This is a genomic window from Nesterenkonia sedimenti (genome assembly GCF_012641515.1).
In the GTDB taxonomy this organism is placed as follows: Bacteria; Actinomycetota; Actinomycetes; order Actinomycetales; family Micrococcaceae; genus Nesterenkonia; species Nesterenkonia sedimenti.
Window position 1 is genome coordinate 116792 of the sequence record NZ_JABAHY010000009.1, and the last position, 17358, is coordinate 134149.

The 17358-nt window shown below is 64.0% G+C and carries 14 protein-coding genes and 2 tRNA genes; 7 read left to right on the forward strand and 9 right to left on the reverse strand.

The genetic code is table 11. From position 1 onward, the window contains the following. Window positions 1–13 precede the first annotated feature (13 nt). Window positions 14–292, reverse strand: a complete 279-nt coding sequence (locus tag HGQ17_RS10495) for a DUF2516 family protein (RefSeq protein ID WP_168887890.1) — start codon at window positions 290–292, stop codon at window positions 14–16. 74 nt (window positions 293–366) lie between these two features. On the opposite strand from HGQ17_RS10495, the gene tmk reads away from it, so the two are divergent. The 4 genes from tmk (at window position 367) to HGQ17_RS10515 (ending at window position 4132) form a co-directional block, all read left to right on the forward strand. After that, the gene (gene tmk, locus HGQ17_RS10500) at window positions 367–1041 is read left to right on the forward strand and encodes a dTMP kinase (protein WP_168887891.1); all 675 of its coding nucleotides are present in this window, start codon (window positions 367–369) and stop codon (window positions 1039–1041) included. Next, window positions 1038–2243 (forward strand): DNA polymerase III subunit delta', encoded by a 1206-nt coding sequence (locus HGQ17_RS10505; RefSeq protein ID WP_168887892.1) that lies wholly within the window; start codon window positions 1038–1040, stop codon window positions 2241–2243. The genes tmk and HGQ17_RS10505 overlap by 4 nt, the downstream gene beginning before the upstream one ends. Before the next feature lie 60 nt (window positions 2244–2303). Beyond that, on the forward strand, window positions 2304–3977 hold the full coding sequence (locus tag HGQ17_RS10510; RefSeq protein ID WP_168887893.1) for an alpha/beta hydrolase: 1674 nt from the start codon (window positions 2304–2306) through the stop codon (window positions 3975–3977). Between the two features lie 82 nt (window positions 3978–4059). Then, window positions 4060–4132 (forward strand) — tRNA-Thr (locus tag HGQ17_RS10515). A 274-nt stretch (window positions 4133–4406) separates the two neighbouring features. Here HGQ17_RS10515 and HGQ17_RS10520 read toward each other — a convergent pair. Beyond that, window positions 4407–4841 (reverse strand): hypothetical protein, encoded by a 435-nt coding sequence (locus HGQ17_RS10520; RefSeq protein ID WP_168887894.1) that lies wholly within the window; start codon window positions 4839–4841, stop codon window positions 4407–4409. 98 nt (window positions 4842–4939) lie between these two features. Here HGQ17_RS10520 and HGQ17_RS10525 point away from each other — a divergent pair. Then, window positions 4940–5032: transfer RNA gene (locus HGQ17_RS10525), tRNA-Ser, on the forward strand. A 24-nt stretch (window positions 5033–5056) separates the two neighbouring features. Here HGQ17_RS10525 and HGQ17_RS10530 read toward each other — a convergent pair. Beyond that, complete coding sequence (locus tag HGQ17_RS10530; protein WP_168887895.1) at window positions 5057–5878, reverse strand: hypothetical protein; 822 nt, start codon at window positions 5876–5878, stop codon at window positions 5057–5059. 29 nt (window positions 5879–5907) lie between these two features. Here HGQ17_RS10530 and HGQ17_RS10535 point away from each other — a divergent pair, with 29 nt between their 5' ends. Then, window positions 5908–7320, forward strand: coding sequence for a phosphomannomutase/phosphoglucomutase (locus tag HGQ17_RS10535; RefSeq protein ID WP_407670782.1), 1413 nt, complete (start codon window positions 5908–5910; stop codon window positions 7318–7320). A gap of 11 nt (window positions 7321–7331) precedes the next feature. Here HGQ17_RS10535 and HGQ17_RS10540 read toward each other — a convergent pair whose 3' ends face one another. The 5 genes from HGQ17_RS10540 to HGQ17_RS10560 form a co-directional block, all read right to left on the reverse strand. Then, on the reverse strand, window positions 7332–9416 hold the full coding sequence (locus HGQ17_RS10540) for an iron ABC transporter permease (RefSeq protein ID WP_168887897.1): 2085 nt from the start codon (window positions 9414–9416) through the stop codon (window positions 7332–7334). Then, complete coding sequence (locus tag HGQ17_RS10545) at window positions 9406–10425, reverse strand: ABC transporter substrate-binding protein (RefSeq protein WP_168887898.1); 1020 nt, start codon at window positions 10423–10425, stop codon at window positions 9406–9408. Before HGQ17_RS10545 ends, HGQ17_RS10540 begins: the two co-directional genes overlap by 11 nt. Before the next feature lie 16 nt (window positions 10426–10441). Next, the gene (locus HGQ17_RS10550) at window positions 10442–11278 is read right to left on the reverse strand and encodes an ABC transporter ATP-binding protein (RefSeq protein ID WP_324615254.1); all 837 of its coding nucleotides are present in this window, start codon (window positions 11276–11278) and stop codon (window positions 10442–10444) included. Between the two features lie 67 nt (window positions 11279–11345). After that, window positions 11346–13280, reverse strand: a complete 1935-nt coding sequence (locus HGQ17_RS10555) for a DUF2207 domain-containing protein (RefSeq protein ID WP_168887899.1) — start codon at window positions 13278–13280, stop codon at window positions 11346–11348. A gap of 84 nt (window positions 13281–13364) precedes the next feature. Continuing rightward, on the reverse strand, window positions 13365–15242 hold the full coding sequence (locus HGQ17_RS10560) for a phosphoenolpyruvate carboxykinase (GTP) (protein ID WP_168887900.1): 1878 nt from the start codon (window positions 15240–15242) through the stop codon (window positions 13365–13367). Window positions 15243–16105: 863 nt separating this feature from the next. Between HGQ17_RS10560 and HGQ17_RS10565 the strand changes: the two genes are divergently transcribed. Continuing rightward, window positions 16106–16900 carry a hypothetical protein gene (locus tag HGQ17_RS10565; protein ID WP_168887901.1) on the forward strand — a complete coding sequence of 265 codons (795 nt, stop codon included), beginning with the start codon at window positions 16106–16108 and terminating at the stop codon, window positions 16898–16900. A 238-nt stretch (window positions 16901–17138) separates the two neighbouring features. On the opposite strand, the gene HGQ17_RS15080 is transcribed toward HGQ17_RS10565, so the two are convergent. Further along, a partial coding sequence (locus HGQ17_RS15080) for a hypothetical protein (protein WP_211090594.1) occupies window positions 17139–17358 on the reverse strand: 220 nt, incomplete at its 5' end.

The window sequence follows — 17358 nt, forward strand, 5'->3', positions numbered from 1 at the left end:
GGGGTAGGTGGAATCAGGCGCGGACTTCGGGGTCCACATCGGCGAGGTACACCGCGGCCATACAGGCACCGGCCAGCGGCATCAGAAGACTGAAGGGGGTGGGGAAGAAGCCGAGGACGCACAGCGCGCAGGCGCCACCGGTCATCCCGAGCCAAAACTGTTTGGTCCGCTTGCCCCGGGCGAAGAAGAGATCGCTGTTTCTGGTCATGCATTTCAACAGGGCCACCACGGCCAGGATCAGGCAGGCCCAAGAGAGGATCAACCAGAGCAGGGACTCAATAGTGAGCGCCACAGACCAAATGGGGCGACCGGGAGCTTCAACAAACCACGTCATGATGGTTCCATCCTAACGATAGGCTGGGGTCTGTGAGCCACAAAGACCACCAGCAGTCGCATCGCGGACTTTTTATAGTGCTCGAAGGTGGTGAAGGGGCAGGCAAGACTACCCAGCTGAAACTGCTGGGCGAATGGTTCACTCAGACCGGCCATGAGGTGATCAGCACCCGGGAACCCGGGGGCACTGAGATCGGCGAGCGCATCCGTGCTCTGGTCCTCGAACATGATCAGGGCGAGGTGGACCCCCGCACCGAAGCCCTACTTTTTGCCGCCTCCCGGGCAGCACATGTCACCCAGAAGATCAGCCCCGCCCTGGCCTCGGGCACAGTGGTCCTCTGCGACCGGTATGTGGACTCATCCCTGGCCTATCAGGGAGCAGGCCGCGGCCTCGGGGTCGAAGGTGTTGCCGAGATCAATGACTGGGCCACCGAAGGCCTGAAGCCGGATCTCACGGTCTTATTGGATGTAGACCCTGCGCTCTCGGCTCAACGCCGGGCCGCCAGAGATGCCGGAGCAGCCGGTGACCGGATCGAATCTGCCGATCTCGAATTCCACACCACCTTGCGCCAGGCGTTCCTTGACCGAGCAGCCGCCGCCCCCGAGCGTTACCTGGTCCTGGACGCCACCGAAACCCCCGAGCAGATCCACCGCCGGATTACCGAGCGACTGGCCCCGCTTCTGGACTCCGAGGAGGTGGCAGGATGAACACGAGCGCCCCCATTGCCCCCGCCACCGGTGTCTTCGCTGAACTGGTCGGTCAGGATCATGCCATCGGCCAATTGAAACGGGCCGCCTCCTCTGGGACCCCGACTCATGCCTGGCTGTTTACCGGACCACCCGGTTCTGGCCGTTCCAATGCGGCACGGGCATTCGCCGCAGCATTGAACTGCACCGGTTACATCTCCGGGGAGAACACTTCCGATGGACCAGGATGTGGTGAATGCCGGTCCTGTCAGCTGGCCCTCAGCGGCGGCCATCCGGCCATCAGCATGGTCTCCACCGAAAATGTCAGCTATCGCATCGAGGACGTCCGGGAACTGATCACCACCGCTCAGGACCGCCCCCAAGGCCACCGGTGGCGAGTGATCGTCGTCGAGGATGCCGACCGGATGACCGAGCGGGCCACCAATGTGCTGTTGAAATCCATTGAGGAGCCACCGCCACAGACCGTCTGGGTGCTGTGTGCTCCCTCCCCAGCCGATGTGCTGGTCACCATCCGGTCCCGCTGCCGGCATATCAGTCTTCGCATCCCGCCCACGGAGGCAGTGACCCAACTGCTGGTCAGCCGCGACGGGCTCAATCAGCAGCAGGCGGAGTTCGCCGCCCGGGTTTCGCAGAACCACATCGGCGTCGCCCGGCGCCTGGCCGCCAGTGCTGAGGCCCGGGAACGTCGGGAGCAGGCTGTTGCCCTTCCGCTGAAACTGCGTTCGGCATCCCAGGCTGTGCTGGCTGCCTCCGAGCTGGTCAGCATGGCCCAGGCTGAGGCAGAGGCGGAGTCCAGCAGCCGTCTGGAACAGGAGCAGGCAGCCCTGCGCCGGTCCCTGGGACTGGAGCCTGAGGAGAAGGTCCCGCCGAAGCTGCGCAGCCAGTTCAAACGCCTGGAGGACGAATCCACCCGCCGCGCCAAGCGGGCCGTCACCGATTCCCTGGACCGGACCCTGATCGATCTCACCGCCGTCTACCGGGATGTGTTGAGCATCAAACTGGACACCGGCACTGATCTGATCAATGAGCACCTACGTGGGGACCTCGCCGAGCTGGCTGAGCGACTCTCCCCCGAGCAGGCATTAGGCTGCCTGGATGCCCTGAACACCGCCCGCCTGCGGATCACCCAGAATGTGCCTCCGCAGCTGGCAGTGGAGGCTCTGATGATGGCGCTGATCCCCCGGAGCCGGCGCAGCGACTGAACCCGTACCGAAGACCCGATACCCCGACCGAGACGAAATACGGACTGTGGAGCAGAGTGCATGAACGCTGAACTGATGAGCAAGAACCCCAGCAGCTCATCCTGGGGCCCCCGGGCAGTAGCCGGAGCCGCCGCCTTGGCCCTACTGCTCAGCGGCTGCGCATCAGAGGGCGGCAGTGATGAGGACCCCACCGATGAGGGAGCCACGGCCGAGGCCGATGCCGAAGGCACCGAGGAGGACTCCTCGCCGGACGAGGAAGCCGCCGACGTCGAAGACGAGGTGGACGACGAGGCCTTTGCCGACCACCAGCCCCCGGAGCATTTCCCTGCTGAACCGCTGGAGGGGCTGGATGCCTTCTACGACCAGGAGATCCAGTGGGAGGAATGTGAGGGTTCCCGGCACTGCGGCAGCGTAGAGGTCCCGCTGGACTATGACCAGCCCGATGGTGAGACCATCGAGATTACCTTCGTCTCAGACTCCTTGGATGAGGATCTCCCGTTCATGCTGATCAACCCCGGCGGGCCCGGCTCTTCCGGATATGACATGGTCGCCGAACAGCTGAACTTCCTCTTCAGCTCCGAGCTGCGCGATGCCTATAACATCGTCGGATTCGACCCCCGAGGGGTGGATCGCTCTGCTCCGGTGGAGTGCATGACCGATGAGGAATACGACATCTGGAACCAGATGACCGGGGACGAGACATGGGATGAGCCCCTGGAGGCAGAACTCACCGAGGATCTCAGCACTGAGTCCGCCATCATGGATCTGTGCATCGAGCGCAGCGGTGAGATCCTCGAACACGCCGACACGATCTCCGCAGCTCGGGATATGGATATCCTCCGCTCAGCACTGGATCAGGAGCAGCTGCACTACTTCGGCATGTCCTACGGCACCAAGCTGGGACTGGCCTACGGTGAGCTCTTCCCCGAACGGGTCGGGCGCTTCACCCTCGATGCCGTGATGGATGTAACCCTTCCCCGGACCGGAATCTCTGAGGATCAGATCAACGGCTTCGAACGTCAGCTCCACGAATTCGCCGAGTGGTGCGCTGAGGAGACAGAGGAGTGCCCCATCCCCGGTGATGCCTCCGATGTCTTCAGCGGGATCTCCGATCTGCTCACCGAGATCGAGAACGAGCCCTACCTGGAGGCCAGCGACGGCCGGCATATCACCGTCACCACAGTGGTCACCGGAATCACCACCACCATGTACCTCGACGGCGGACAGCAGATCCTGCTCCAGGGGCTGACCGAATGGATCGAAGACGGCGACCCCGAGCTCTTCCAGACCGTTGCTGACCTGCAGCACGGCCGTGAGGAAGATGGCAGCTACGACTTCATCACCACCTGGCCATTCCAGACCATCATGTGCCTGGACTACCCCCTGGAGGAGGAATCAGGTGCAGGCCACCTGGGAGTGCAGGAGACCAATTTGCTGGAGCCTTATATGATCGGTTCCACTGACTTCTGCGCACAGCTTCCCGCTGAGCCTCAGGGTGAGCCCTGGGAACCCAGTGCTGACCTCCCCGAGATGCTGCTGCTGGGCGGAACCCAGGATGCAGCCACCCCGGTGGAGTGGGCTGAGCACATCCACGAGCTGCTGCCGAACTCCTCCCTGCTGGTCCTCGACGGCGAAGGTCACATCTCCTACCGGCCCGGTGAGGACTGCGTGATTGAGCACGTCGATGACTACATGATCAATGGTGAGCTCTTCGAGGGCCGGCAGGACTGCTGAGGCCCCAGATCGCGCCGATCAAGTAGCGCATAGGCGACGCCGGGCGGTAAAGTAACTGAGCGCGCCCGCCCGGCGGACGCCCGCCTCCTTAGCTCAGCTGGTAGAGCATTCCACTCGTAATGGAAAGGTCGTCGGTTCAAATCCGATAGGAGGCTCTGTGCTGGTCCCGCGGCCGCGTACACGCCGCGGCCGCTCTCGCCCGGCAAAGCTTTGCCGGGCTTCGCGCCTTGAAGTCGCTGCCTCGTTCGCTTCGCTCACTTGCAGCTCATTGGTACTGGGCTGCAATTGATACTTCCACCTCGCCCATCCTTCTTAACGTCATAGCTAGCCCATTTCCCTCGCCCGCAGCTCATCGGCGCTTTCCGGGCCTTTCGCACTAGCCTTCGGTAGCCACTGCGCTTCGCTTATTCGCGGCTCAGAGGCCTGCCCTCAGTCTGTTTCGGCGGTTGCGAGGCAGTCCAGGACTTGTTGGGCTCGGTGGAGCACTGCTTCGATCTCCCCGTGCTGCAGCCGCACCATGGCAGCTGCCTCGGCAGTGGTCGCCAGGTGATTCGCCGCTCGAGAGAGCCCTGAATGGATGGCACTGGCCCCAGCGGGCACCTGCATCTCCACGGCAGGAAACTGCGCATGGGCATCCCGACAGATCGCGTAGACCCGAGGAAGCTGGTCGGCGAGGTCATTGCCGATCAGCACCAGCCTGTTATAGACCTCGTCATCGGAGACTCCCTCTACGATCTGGTGATAACGGTCCAGACCGCGGACATACCGGTCATGGGCCTGACGCCAGAGTCCTTCGCCGAGGTCCTTCTGGATCTGTTTGGCCCGGGCCTGTTTGACTCGGCGCCTTCGGGAGAACAGCTTCATAGTGGGCTCCAGTCTACGGTCCCCAACCGGGCCCAATGCGACAAGACCCTGACATGCACCCAGAGATCAGTCAGGCGCTGATACCATTGTCTGGTTCAGGAAGCGTGGCAGAGTGGACGAATGCACACGACTTGAAATCGTGCGGGCAAGCGATCCTTGTCCCGCGGGTTCGAATCCCGCCGCTTCCGCCAAGAGAAACGCCGGCCCCACCGGGCTCAGTTCTGGTTCTTGAAAACGGTGAGGAACCGGTGGGCTTCCTCCGCAGTCAGCGGGGAATTGGCCGCCAGCAGCTCGGCAGCCTGATCCACGTGGTCATCGCGCAGCAGGGCGTAGAGCTGATCATGGACCCAGGGCTCGAGGTCCTCATGGGAGAGGGTGATCTTCTCCTCACCGCGCTGGACCTCCAGATGGAAACCAGCCTGTTCCTCCTCCGCTGACCAGTCCTCCGGGATGGTCAGCTCACTGTCCGGATCAAAGCCGGATGCCTCCATCAGCTCCCGGGCCCGGGCGTCGAGGTCGTCCTCATCCGGGGATTCGGGCTTCTGACCACCGGGGATATCCGGGACCTGCTGGTCATTCTCACCCAGGATCTCCCCCGTATTGGGATCGGCCTCGGCCAGCGGTCCCTCCTCCTGGGGACCGGATGCATCGGAGCGGACCTCGTCGATGGCGTCCTCGAGGTACTCGTCCTCGACCTCGCCGTCGTTGTTGAGGTTGAAGCCCTGCTCGAATTTGATCTCCGAGGGGGCCGGCTGCGGGTAGCGGAACAGCGCCTGAATTCCCACCAGGCAGTCCTGGATGGGCGCCCCGGTGGCCTGACGGAAAATCATCAGGGCACGCTTGGCGTCCTCGGCCGCTATCGCCCGGTAGACCTCCTTATGCTGGTCATCGCTCAGCGCCAGGGCAGCGTTCCGAGCGGTCTCCGGGGTTACCTCCTCCTGCATCCGGGTGTGCATCTTCTGCGCCTGGCGCTGCATGAACACACGCACGCCCAGAAAGATCAGCACGCCGAGAGCCAGAACCATCAGGATCTCCATGCCCGCTAGTCTACGTGACCTGCAATAGAGTGTTAGTTGTGACTATTGAGCTCAAAGACTCGTTCAAGGCCTACGATGTCCGCGGCATCGTCGGCCAAACCATCACTGCTGAGAGTGTGCGGGCAGTCGGTGCCGCATTCGTCGACACGCTCAGCCTCTCCGGGCAGAAACTGCTGGTCGGCGGGGATATGCGGGACTCCTCGGAGGAGTTCATCACCGCCTTCACCGAGGGTGCGACCCGGCGTGGGGCCCATGTCACCCAGCTGGGGCTGATCTCCACCGATATGCTCTACTTCGCCTCCGGGAAGCTGGATGCCCCCGGGGTGATGTTCACTGCCAGCCATAACCCGGCTGAGTACAACGGGATGAAGATGTCCAAGGCCGGTGCCGTCCCGCTCAGCGCCGATACCGGACTCGAAGAGATCCGCGAGGCAGCCCAGGCCTACCTCAACTCCGATGAGATCCCCCAGGCCGACACAATCGGAAACATCGACGACGCCGACCTCCTGACCGATTACGCCGAGTACCTGCGCTCCCTGGTGGACCTCACCGCGATCCGGCCGCTGAAAGTTGTCGTCGATGCCGGAAACGGCATGGCCGGAATGACCACGCCGGCAGTCCTGGGCGATGAGCGGCTTTCCGCCCTCCCCCTGGAGATTGAGCCCCTCTACTTTGAACTCGATGGGACTTTCCCGAATCACCCGGCCAATCCCCTGGAGCCGGAGAACCTCCGGGACCTGCAGAAGGCCGTAGTCGACCATGGCGCGGATATCGGGCTGGCCTTCGACGGCGACGCCGACCGCTGCTTCGTCATCGATGAGTTGGGTGAGCCGGTCTCTCCCTCCGCGGTGACCGCCCTGGTGGCCCGCCGAGAGCTCGCCCGGGCAAAGGCCAGCGGTGAGACCGAGCCGGTTATCATCCATAACCTGATCACCTCCAAGGCTGTCCCGGAGCTGGTCACCGCCGAGGGCGGCCGCGCGGTGGAGACCCGCGTGGGGCACTCCTTCATCAAAGCGGTGATGGCCGAAGAGTCAGCAGTCTTCGGTGGCGAGCACTCTGCCCATTACTACTTCCGGGACTTCTGGAACGCCGATACCGGGATGCTGGCGGCCCTGCATGTGCTGGCCGCCCTGGGTGAGCAGGATCTGGGGCTCAACGAGCTGGCTGCCGAGTACAACCCCTACTCGGCCTCCGGGGAGATCAATTCCAAAGTGGAGGATAAGACCGGTGCCATGGAGAAGGTCGTTGAGGCCTTCGCCGACCGACAGGTCACGGTCTCCCGTCTGGATGGGGTCACCGTCTCCGGGCAGGACGGCAGCTGGTGGTTCAACCTGCGGCCCTCCAATACCGAACCCTTCCTGCGCTATAACGGTGAGGCCCATACCGCCGAGCAGATGGCCACTATTCGTGATGAGGTCCTGAACCTGGTCCGCAGCAGCTGAGGTAACGCCGTTCACCTGACGGCTCGGGTGGAGCGTTTCAGCAGCCAGAGCAGATAGGGCGGACCGATGATCGCGACCATCAGACCGGCAGGCAGCTGGTCGGGGGCGATCACGGTGCGGCCGAAGGTATCGGAGACCGAGACTAGGGCTGCTCCCAGCAGTGCGGAGGTGGGCAGGAACCAGCGGTGTTCGCGTCCCACCAGCATCCGGGCCATATGGGGTGCGGCCAGCCCCACGAAGGCGATGACGCCGATGCCGACCACAGCGGCTGCCGAGAGCAGCACCGCCAGCACTAGGGCTGTGGAGCGCACCACCGGCACTGAGACGCCCAGCATCCGCGGGGTGATGTCATCGATGCTGATCAGATCCAGTTCGCGGCGCATCAGCAGCACTACCGGGATGCTCAGCAGCAGGATCACCAGCATCGGCCCCAGATCTGACCAGGAGGCTCCGAAGGTGGAACCGCCCAGGAAGGAGATGGCCATCGCCTGGTTATAGGGATTGGTGGAGGAGATCAGCAGCTGGGTGACGGCCTGGGCTGCAGTCATCACGCCGATGCCGACCAGCACCACCTTCTCCGGTGAGCTGCCGCGGCCACCGGCCAGGGCGAAGACCACGATGCCGGCCAGGATGGCACCGACAGCCGCACCTGCGGACATGGTCCAGGCCGAGGAGCTGAACAGGATCAGTGAGATCACCGCCCCGGCACCGCCTGAGGCGGCCACACCGAGGATCCCGGGATCGGCCAGGGGGTTGCGGGTGACGGTCTGGACCAGAGCGCCGGCTATGGCCAGCACGGCCCCGGCCAGCAGTGCCGCGGCCACCCGGGGTGCACGGAAGTCCAGAGTCACTTCGATGGCTCGGGCGGCCTCGCCGGTCAGCCAGAGGGAGAGATCGCCCAGGCGCAGCCACCAGTCCCCCAGCAGCATGGCCACTGCGGCCAGAATCAGCAGCAGCGCACCACAGCCGATGAGCACGCCCACCCGCCGGGTCAGGCTCAGCCCGCTGGGCAGCGGCAGTGCAGAGATCTCCTGGTTGCCCCCGGCGCTGCGCATCCGCAGGGCCAGCACCACCAGGAAGACTGCACCCACCAGGGAGGTCACCACCCCGGTGGGGATGCCCACCGAGAGATTGGGGTCTGCGAAGGCTGCCACCGCCGCCCGGACACCGACATCAGCGCCGATGACGATCAGCCCTCCGGCCAGCCCCGAGCCTGCCAGAGCCCAGGAGAAGCGGCCCAGGCGGATCACACGGGTTGAGAGCAGTCGGATGATCGCTGGAGCGCAGAGTCCCACGAAGCCCAGTGGTCCCACCATGGTCACCGCGCAGGCGGAGAGCACCACCGAGCAGATCAGCAGTCCGGCCCGGACTCCGGCAACCCGCACGCCCATGGACTGGGCCGTATCGGAGCCCAGGGAGAGCACATCGGTACTGCGGGCCAGGAAGATCAGTGCCACCACTGCGGCGGCCACCAACGGCAGCAGGGGCAGCAGCCCGGAGAGTCCGGCGAGGTTCAGCGTGCCCGCACCCCAGAGGAAGAGTCCCTGGGTGGACTGGGCGAAGAGCATCAGCAGGGCGGCGGTGACCGAGGCCAGCCCCATAGCCACCACAGTGCCGGCCAGTACCAGACGGATTGGGGCATGTTCGGAGAACCCGGCCAGGGCCAGCACGACGCCGGCGGCTGCCGCTCCGCCCAGGAAGGCCAGTCCGGCGGAGCTCAGCAGTGGCAGGGAGATACCGAAGGCCGCTACGGTGGTCAGCACTAGATGCGCTCCGGCGTTGACTGCCAGGGTGTCGGGTGAGGCCAGGGGGTTCCGCGTCATCGCCTGCAGGGCACAGCCTGCAATACCCAGGGCTGCTCCGACCACGATTCCGCCGACCAGACGCGGCAGGCGGGAGTCCAGGGCCAGTGCCCGGAGGCGTTCGTCGTCGCCATCTGCCCCGGAGAGCAGGGCGGCGATGAGATCCCGGGCGGCTACTCCGGAGGTGCCCTGGGTGAGGTGAACCGCGCTGAGCAGCAGCAGGATCACTGCTGCTGCGATCAGGACTGCCAGACCGGCAGCCCTGGCGCGGGCCGGTGCGTTACTAGTTGTCAATGGTCTCGGCCAGCAGCTCCACCCACTGGGCGGCCGATGCTGGGCCGCCGTAGATCCAGACCTGCTCCACCGGGTGCATCCGGTCAGTCTCCACGAAGTCCAGGCCGGTCCATACCGAGTTAGACTCCAGCGGTTCGAAGGGGTTATCGGGCTCCTCTGCCACAGTCCACCAGTAGAAGACAGTGTCCTCGGGCAGTCCGGTCAACGATTCGATATCAGCCTGGCTGATGGCCCATTCGGGGTCACCCTCGTCCTCCCAGGCTGATTCCAGTCCGATCTCCTCCCCCAGGGTCTGGGCCAGGGCGCCGGGGCCGTGCATCCGGAAGGTGGCGGTATTTCCCTCGACCGTGGCGTAGGTCAGCACGAAGGGGGTGCCTTCGGCATCCGCGGCCTCCACTGTTTCGCGGGCCTCCTCCAGTGTGGATTCGTAGTCGGCCCAGAGCTCCTCTGCCTGATCTTCGGCACCGAGGAGTTCAGCAGTCTGTTCGAAGTTCTCCTGCATATTCCCCAGGGGGTCCGTGGCATCGGCAGAGGGCTGGAGCACAACGGGGGCGATTTCCTCCAGATCCTCCAGCAGCCCTTCGGGGACGGATGCCTCGACACCGAGGATGAGATCGGGGTCGGCCTGGCCGATGGCCTCGAGACTGGGTTCAGTGCGCAGGCCCACATCAGTGACGTCATCGTCGATGGGCACCGCACCGCTCCATGCCTGGTAGCCCTCTACATCGGCCACACCCACATGATTGCCGCCCAGGGCTTCAACGTTCTCGGTCTGTGCCCATTCCAGGGTGACGACCCGCTGGGCGGGTCCCTCGAGAGTGATCTCCTCACCGGTGTAATCGGTGACGGTGATCGACCCGGAGTCGGCTGCGGGGGCGTCGTCGTTCTCCTCGACATCAGTGGTGCCGCAGGCGGCGAGGCCCAGCACTGCGATCAGCCCGAGTGGGGCGGCAGTCTGGCGCAGGCGGCTGCCGCCGCGGATTTGGGCATGCTGATGCAGGGTATTCATAGAGGGTTAGTTCCTTTCAGTGTGCAGCGACTGCCAGGCGTGAGCGCCGGCCGGCACGTTCGGCGCGGATCCCGAGCCCACCTTCGGGCAGGGGGTCCACATGGATTTGCACCCCGTAGACCTCGCTGAGGCGTGGGGCAGTCATGACTTCCTCGGGGGTTCCGGAGGCCACTACCCGGCCTTCGGAGAGCAGGATGACGTGGTCGGCGATATCTGCGGCCTGTTCGAGGTCATGGAGGACCACTCCGATGGTCAGCTGGTGGATATCGGCTAGGTCCCTGATGAGATCCAGAAGGCTCATCTGGTGTTTGAGGTCGAGGAATGTGGTGGGTTCATCCAGCAGCAGCACCTGGGTCTGCTGGGCGAGGCAGGCGGCCAGCCAGACGCGCTGCAGCTGCCCTCCGGAGAGTTCTGCCACTGGCTGGTGGGCCAGCTCCTGCAGTCCGGCGAGGTCCAGGGCTCGGGCCACTGCTGCTGGCCCCCCGGGGTCTGTGCGGGCCAGTCGGCTGCGGTGAGGGTGACGGCCCAGTTCCACGACCTCGTAGACGGTCAGCCCTGTGGGGGTGGGCCGCTGCTGGGCGAGTACGGTCAGCCGCTGGGCGAACTGGCGCGGGGAGAGACCGGTGATATCAGCGTCATCGAGGGAGATCCTGCCCTCGACCTCCGGTGCCAGGCGGCACATGCCGCGCAGCAGGGTGGTCTTACCGGAGCCGTTGGGGCCGATCAGGGCGGTGACACCGCCGGGCACGAGGTCAGCGCTGACCTCTTTGACGATGGGGGCTGCACCGTAGGAGACACTGACCTCCTGGGCGGTCAGTGAGACGGCGACGTCGTCGAACGCAATTGATTGCACACCGGCATATTAGCAATACAACTCAGGTATGCCTAACCCTGTTTGGCAATTGGGTCATATTTTCTGCTCAGCGGCCGCCGAAACCACCGCCACCCCCGCCTCCGCCGGCGCCTCCACCGCCGAATCCGCCGCCACCGGCAGCCGATCCGCCGCTGGAGCCCACGGTCGCTGAGGTCACTGAACCGCTGAATGAGCTCACCGCATCACTGAGGGACAGTGCCGTCCCGTGAACTGGTACCACATACATCCGAGCCCTGGAGGGGACCGTTCCCGCCTGGTGAGCCTGCTCAGCGAGTTCTGCCCAGTCCTTGGCCGCCCCGACTGCAGCTGCATAGGCCAGTCCTCGCCGGGCCGTATGGGGGTCCAGTGCGGAGAGGTCGGCGCCTCGGCCCTGCTCTTGGATGAAGGCTCGGAATCCGCGGACCTGCTCGTAATAGGCTCGGCCTCGGGCGGTGCGGGGGCTGCGCAGCTTTTTGGTGGACAGTGACAATGCGCCCCAGGCGGCCGTGACCAGGAACAGCCCCCAGCCGAGCCCGCCGAGCCCACTGTGGAGGTCGAACCAGACGTTGATCATGCCGAGGGTGAGCCCTGAGAACCATAGGCTCAGACCTAGGTAGAAGGTTTTGCCGCCGACGGCGCCGGCCGGTCCCTTATTGAGGTCGAAGGCCAGCAATCCCTTAGCGTTGATTTCAGCCTCGAGCATGAGGTTGTACCTGCTGAGGATCGCACTATGCCGATCGCTCATCTGGGAGAGCCGGATGGTATCCCCGGTCCAGAACAGTCCATGGATAAGTGCCCGTTCGGGTGCCGATAGGTTGGCCCTGTCAGCTGCGGGAAGTTTGGTCAGCCGCCAATCCTGTCCCTTCTTCTCGGTGGAGGCCACCGGTTCCATTGTGATCAGCCCTCGGCCGGCGAGATCCAGCAGGGTCGCTGTCAACGCCCGGATGCTCGAGCGGGCCTTATCGTTGAGCACAGCTACTTCGGCGGGGTTGAGATCCTCCGGTGGGATGCTGCGTGGCTGTACGCGGGGTGGGCGCATGAGCCGCCCCAACGGCTGCTGTGCAGCGGAACCTGCCGGCGGCAGCTGACCGGGCTGCAGCTGGGTGTAGCACCAGTCCCTTCCGCGGTGGGCCCGGACTCCGATATATACCGCTGCAACTGCGGCGCCGAATGCGAGGAAGATCTGCCAATAGGCCCGCCAGATCCGGGTGACTGGTCCCAGGACGATGTCGAGGTAGTTATGAACGAGGTCAGCACCGGTGGCGCTCATATACCTCGGTTCGCCCTCCGGCCCGATGGCAGTCCCCTCCTCGAAGGCCACCATGACTGTCTGCTCGGAGGTGCCCCGGAGGTCCTCGGAGATGAACACCGCTTCGGTCGTTTCTGATTCGGTCTGCCCGCAGCTTCGGTCCCGCAGGGACATCCCTTCCCAGCAGCCGGCGTCGATGATCTCGGAGGGGCCGGTGACTCGGGTTTCAACCCGGTCGATATCGATGGGCGCGGAGCCGGTGACGTTCCAGTACAGCTCGTCGCGGTTCTCGACGCCTTCCTCGCCACGGATGGGGTTCATGGCCCCGTGGATCTCGTACTCCAGTACGTAGGTCTGCACTCCTCTGCGGGTGTCGTCGGTCCCGTTGTCTGCTCCGAATTCGCCGTAAAGCCTTCCTTCGCCGTCCTCCCGGGTGCTGACCCGTTGGGTCGGGGCGCCGGAGGGGCTGCTGAGTTGGAAGTCGTCATAGCGGTAGAGCCGGATTGCTCCGGGGTCTCCTTGGACCCCCATATGGGTGAAGAGTTCTCGGGTGAACCCGAGCCCCTCACGTTCGCCGAAATCCCACTCCAGGGTTTCGGTCACATGGAGGATGCCCTCTTGGTCCACTTCGATGTCGACAGTGAGTTCGCGCAGGACATCATCCCCCGGACCGGGTTTGCTCATCGCCTGGTAGATCCCCCAGATCGCCGCTGCAGCCAGGAGGCCAGCGATGAGCCACAGTATGCGTTTCACGCGCGCTAAGTGTAATCGATAGACCGCAGGCCCAGCCCCCTGTTCTTCGGGGACTGGGCCTGCGGGTTCAGTATCTGGTGGGTGTCAGCCCACGCGGTTGCGCAGCTCCTGGAGTTCTGCCTGGATGGATTCGGGCAGGGACTCTCCGAAGCGGGTGAACCACTCTTCGATATCGGCCAGCTCGTCTTTCCATTCCTCGGGCTTGACCGAGATGGAGTCTTCGAGCTCTTCGTCAGTGATCTTCAGACCTTCGACGTCGATGGCGTCCTTGGTGGGGATGAACCCGATGGGGGTTTCTTCGGCCTCAGCTTTGCCTTCGATCCGCTCGACGACCCATTTCAGCACGCGGGTGTTCTCCGCGAAGCCGGGCCAGGCGATCTTGCCGTCGCGGCCGCGGCGGAACCAGTTGACCAGGAAGATCTTGGGCAGCTTGGCCGGATCAGCCTTGCTGGAGACCTCCACCCAGTGCTTGAGGTAGTCGCCGGCGTCGTAGCCGATGAACGGCAGCATCGCCATGGGGTCGCGCCGGACGGTGCCGACTGCGCCTTCGGCGGCTGCGGTGGTCTCGGAGGACAGGGTGGCGCCGAAGAAGATGCCGTGGTTCCAGTCCCGGGATTCGGTCACCAGCGGAACAGTGGTCTTGCGGCGGCCGCCGAAGAGGATGGCGTCGAGCTTCACACCATTGGGTTCGAAGTACTCATCGGCCAGCATGTCGGTCTGGTCGATGGGAGTGCAGAACCGGGCATTGGGATGGGCTGCAGGGCGGTCGGCATCGGGGGTCCAGTCATTGCCCTGCCAGTCGGTCAGATGCGCCGGGGGCTCCTCGGTCATACCTTCCCACCACACGCCGCCGTCGTCGGTCAGTGCGCAGTTGGTGAAGATGGAGTTGCCCTTGGCGATGGCGCGCATGGCGTTGGCGTTGGTGTGCCAGCCGGTGCCCGGTGCGACACCGAAGTAGCCGGCCTCGGGGTTGACCACGCGGAATTCACCGTCGGAGCCGGGGCGGATCCAGGTGATGTCATCGCCGAGGGTTTCGGCCTTCCAGCCCTCCAGGGTGGGGTCGATGAGTGCGAGGTTGGTCTTGCCGCAGGCGGAGGGAAAGGCGCCGGAGACGTGGTAGCTCTTGCCTTCGGGGCTGGTGAGTTTGAGGATGAGCATATGCTCGGCCAGCCAGCCTTCGTCTCGGGCCATCACCGAGGCGATGCGCAGTGCGTAGCACTTCTTGCCCAGCAGAGCGTTACCGCCGTAGCCGGAGCCGTAGGACCAGATTTCCCGGGTCTCGGGGTAGTGCACGATGTACTTCTCATCGTTGCAGGGCCAGGGAACGTCTTCCTGGCCGGGTTCCAGTGGGGCGCCGACGGAGTGCACTGCGGGGACGAAGAACGCCTTCTTGGGCTCGGTCTTGGAGAGCTCTTCGATCTTGCGCAGAACATCGGTGCCGATGCGGGCCATAATCCGCATGCTGGCGACCACATAGGCGGAGTCGGTGATTTCGACGCCGAATTTGGGATCGTCAGCCTCGAGGTGACCCATCACGAAGGGGATGACGTACATCGTGCGCCCCTTCATGGCGCCGTCGAATACGCCTTTGAGCGTTGAGCGCATCTCGCTGGGGTCCACCCAGTTATTGGTGAAGCCGGCATCGCGCTCTTTCTCCGAGCAGATGAAGGTGCGGGATTCCACCCGGGCGACATCGGCGGGATCGGAGAATGCTGCGAAGGAGTTCGGGAAGTCCGGGCTGGTCAGCCGGGTCAGGGTGCCGGCTTCGACGAGCTCATCGGTGAGCCGAGTGTATTCCTCTTCGGATCCGTCTACCCAGTGGATCGCATCCGGGCGGGTGAGCCCGGCGATCTCGGAGACGAAGTCGATCAGGGGCTGGTGGCTTGTGGGCGCATCTTCTGCGATGCGTGCTGGTGTAACACCGGGCGCCGTTGCAACGGTGGTCACTGTTTTTCCCTCCATTGGGTGACAGGTTCTCTACGCGACTGCCTCCACCCGCAGCAGCTGGTGTCCAGGGGGCTGACATCTGCGGTGTCGAGACGCCTACTACGCTGTAAACGTCGCCTCCCTGCCCACCGGCACACAACGGCCGAATGAAGCAGCTGATGCTAACTGTATCGCCCAAACATCACATCCGTGTGAACAGAAGCCCGATTGTGGTTGGATTCACAACGCAGATAACGATGGCGGTACGGCCAGAAGACGCACAGCAGACATCCAGAAAGGGGCATTAGTTTCTTTTCTGAACGAGTTAGGTCCTGACGTCGAGTAAGGAACAGCAACAGATGAGTACCCCACCCGAGGATCCGTATAACCAGCAGCCAGCGCAGGACCCCCAGCAGGGCCAGCCGTTCCCACCGCAGCAACACCTCCAGCAGCCACCTGCGCAGGATCCTCAGGGGCAGCCATACCCGCCTCAGCACCCGCAGCCTCAGCAGCAGCCTGGTCAACCTCCGCAGTTCGGCCAGGAATCCGGCCAGCCATCTCACTACAGCCAGCGACCTCAGTACGTACAGCCACCTCAGTACAGTCAGGAACCTGGCCAACCCCCTCACTACGGCCAGCAACCCGGCCAACCTCCGCAGCACGGCCAACTCCAATTCGGCCAGCAACCAGGCCAGCCACCCCAGTACGGGCAGGAACCCGGGCAGCCACCGCAGTACGGACAGCAACCGAGTCAGCCGCCTCAGCACGGCCAGCCACCTCAGTACAGTCAGGAACCGGGTCAGCCTCCTGCTGAGCAGCCTCCCTACCAGCAGCAGCCCGGTCAGCCGCCGGCGGGCGCCGTTCCGCCAGGCTACGGTGGGCCTGGCTACCCACCTCAGATGCCTCAGGAACCAGCAGGCAACGGTGGTGGCAAGAAGAAGACTGGGCTGATCGTCGGCCTCAGTGTTGGTGCAGTTGCCCTCATCGGAGGCACCGCCGCCTTGATCTGGTTCCTCACCTCCGGTGATGACTACCCGGATCGCCCGTTGACAATCGAGGAGATCGAGAACCTGTACCCCCAGGATGGGGAAGGAGTCCCAGGGGGCTACGAACCCACTGGCCAGGGAAACCTCAGCGAGGGCACCGAAACCTGGGGAGACCAGCTTGACTCATTGGAGAACAACAGCTGGTTTGAGGATCAGGCAGATGAAATGCGCGATCTGATTGGTGAGGTCGATGGCGCTGAGGCCTGTGTTGACGCCATTGAGGCGCAGCACGAGTTCCAGGTGGAGCTAGCACGCGACATGGATCCCGATATGTTGATCAGCGAAGTTAATGGTTACGCCACATTCGCCTCTGATGATACTGAAATAGATGTCTACATCAGCACCTTTGAAGACGTTGACGGTGTGGACACAAACCCCTGGCTGGAACGCGTGGAAGCATGCGAGCCCGTCCAGGCTGAGCAAATGGGTGAGGATTTCGACCTTGAGGTCATCGAGGAAGGCGACATTCAGGGTTATGCCTCCACCCGCGATGACTATGTCACCGTAATCCTCTACTCCACCTACGGTGACCACATCGACGTCGAGTACTACGCAACCTCCGATTCAATGGACGCCGATGCTCTGGAAGAGGACGTTCGGGAGTTCATGGAAATGGTCGAAACCGAGCTTGCCGAGATCGAGGACTGAAACCCTAACCATGTCGAGCCAACCCCACCACTGACCCCCAAGGCTGACCGTATTTAGTTATCAAACAACTGCGGCCAATCCGTTTCCGGGGCCGGGTGCTGATAATCCCCTCGGCAGGCACCCATCAGCCGGGTAATCCCTCCCCGGGGAAGGGACACTGCCACCTTGCCTGCCCCCTCCCCCACCGGGGTCCCATCGGAGGAAACTTCAGTAGCTGGGAAGGTCGGGCAGGCAGGGGTTAGGCAGCATCATCTACCGCCCAGTCAGGTGGTGGGCCAACGTCCCAGCCGGTGGCCACCCCGTCGTAGACATCTGGTTCGTCGAGTTCGTGGAACCAGACTTCGTCCTCCAACCCCCTGGGCTGGCCTGGCGGGTGATTCGATCCATCGCTGTCGGGTGGGTGGTGCTTGTGGCTTTTGATGTCGTGTAGGGTCGACCAGCAGCGCCCTGCCCAGGGG

What these genes read in the sequence shown, in the direction of transcription:
- HGQ17_RS10505 (WP_168887892.1), top strand. Translation starts at nt 1,038, where the DNA reads ATGAACACGAGCGCCCCCATTGCCCCCGCCACCGGTGTCTTCGCTGAA.
- HGQ17_RS10510 (WP_168887893.1), top strand. Translation starts at nt 2,304, where the DNA reads ATGAACGCTGAACTGATGAGCAAGAACCCCAGCAGCTCATCCTGGGGC.
- HGQ17_RS10520 (WP_168887894.1), bottom strand. Translation starts at nt 4,841, where the DNA reads ATGAAGCTGTTCTCCCGAAGGCGCCGAGTCAAACAGGCCCGGGCCAAA.
- HGQ17_RS10530 (WP_168887895.1), bottom strand. Translation starts at nt 5,878, where the DNA reads ATGGAGATCCTGATGGTTCTGGCTCTCGGCGTGCTGATCTTTCTGGGC.
- HGQ17_RS10545 (WP_168887898.1), bottom strand. Translation starts at nt 10,425, where the DNA reads ATGAATACCCTGCATCAGCATGCCCAAATCCGCGGCGGCAGCCGCCTG.
- HGQ17_RS10560 (WP_168887900.1), bottom strand. Translation starts at nt 15,242, where the DNA reads ATGGAGGGAAAAACAGTGACCACCGTTGCAACGGCGCCCGGTGTTACA.
- HGQ17_RS10565 (WP_168887901.1), top strand. Translation starts at nt 16,106, where the DNA reads ATGCCTCAGGAACCAGCAGGCAACGGTGGTGGCAAGAAGAAGACTGGG.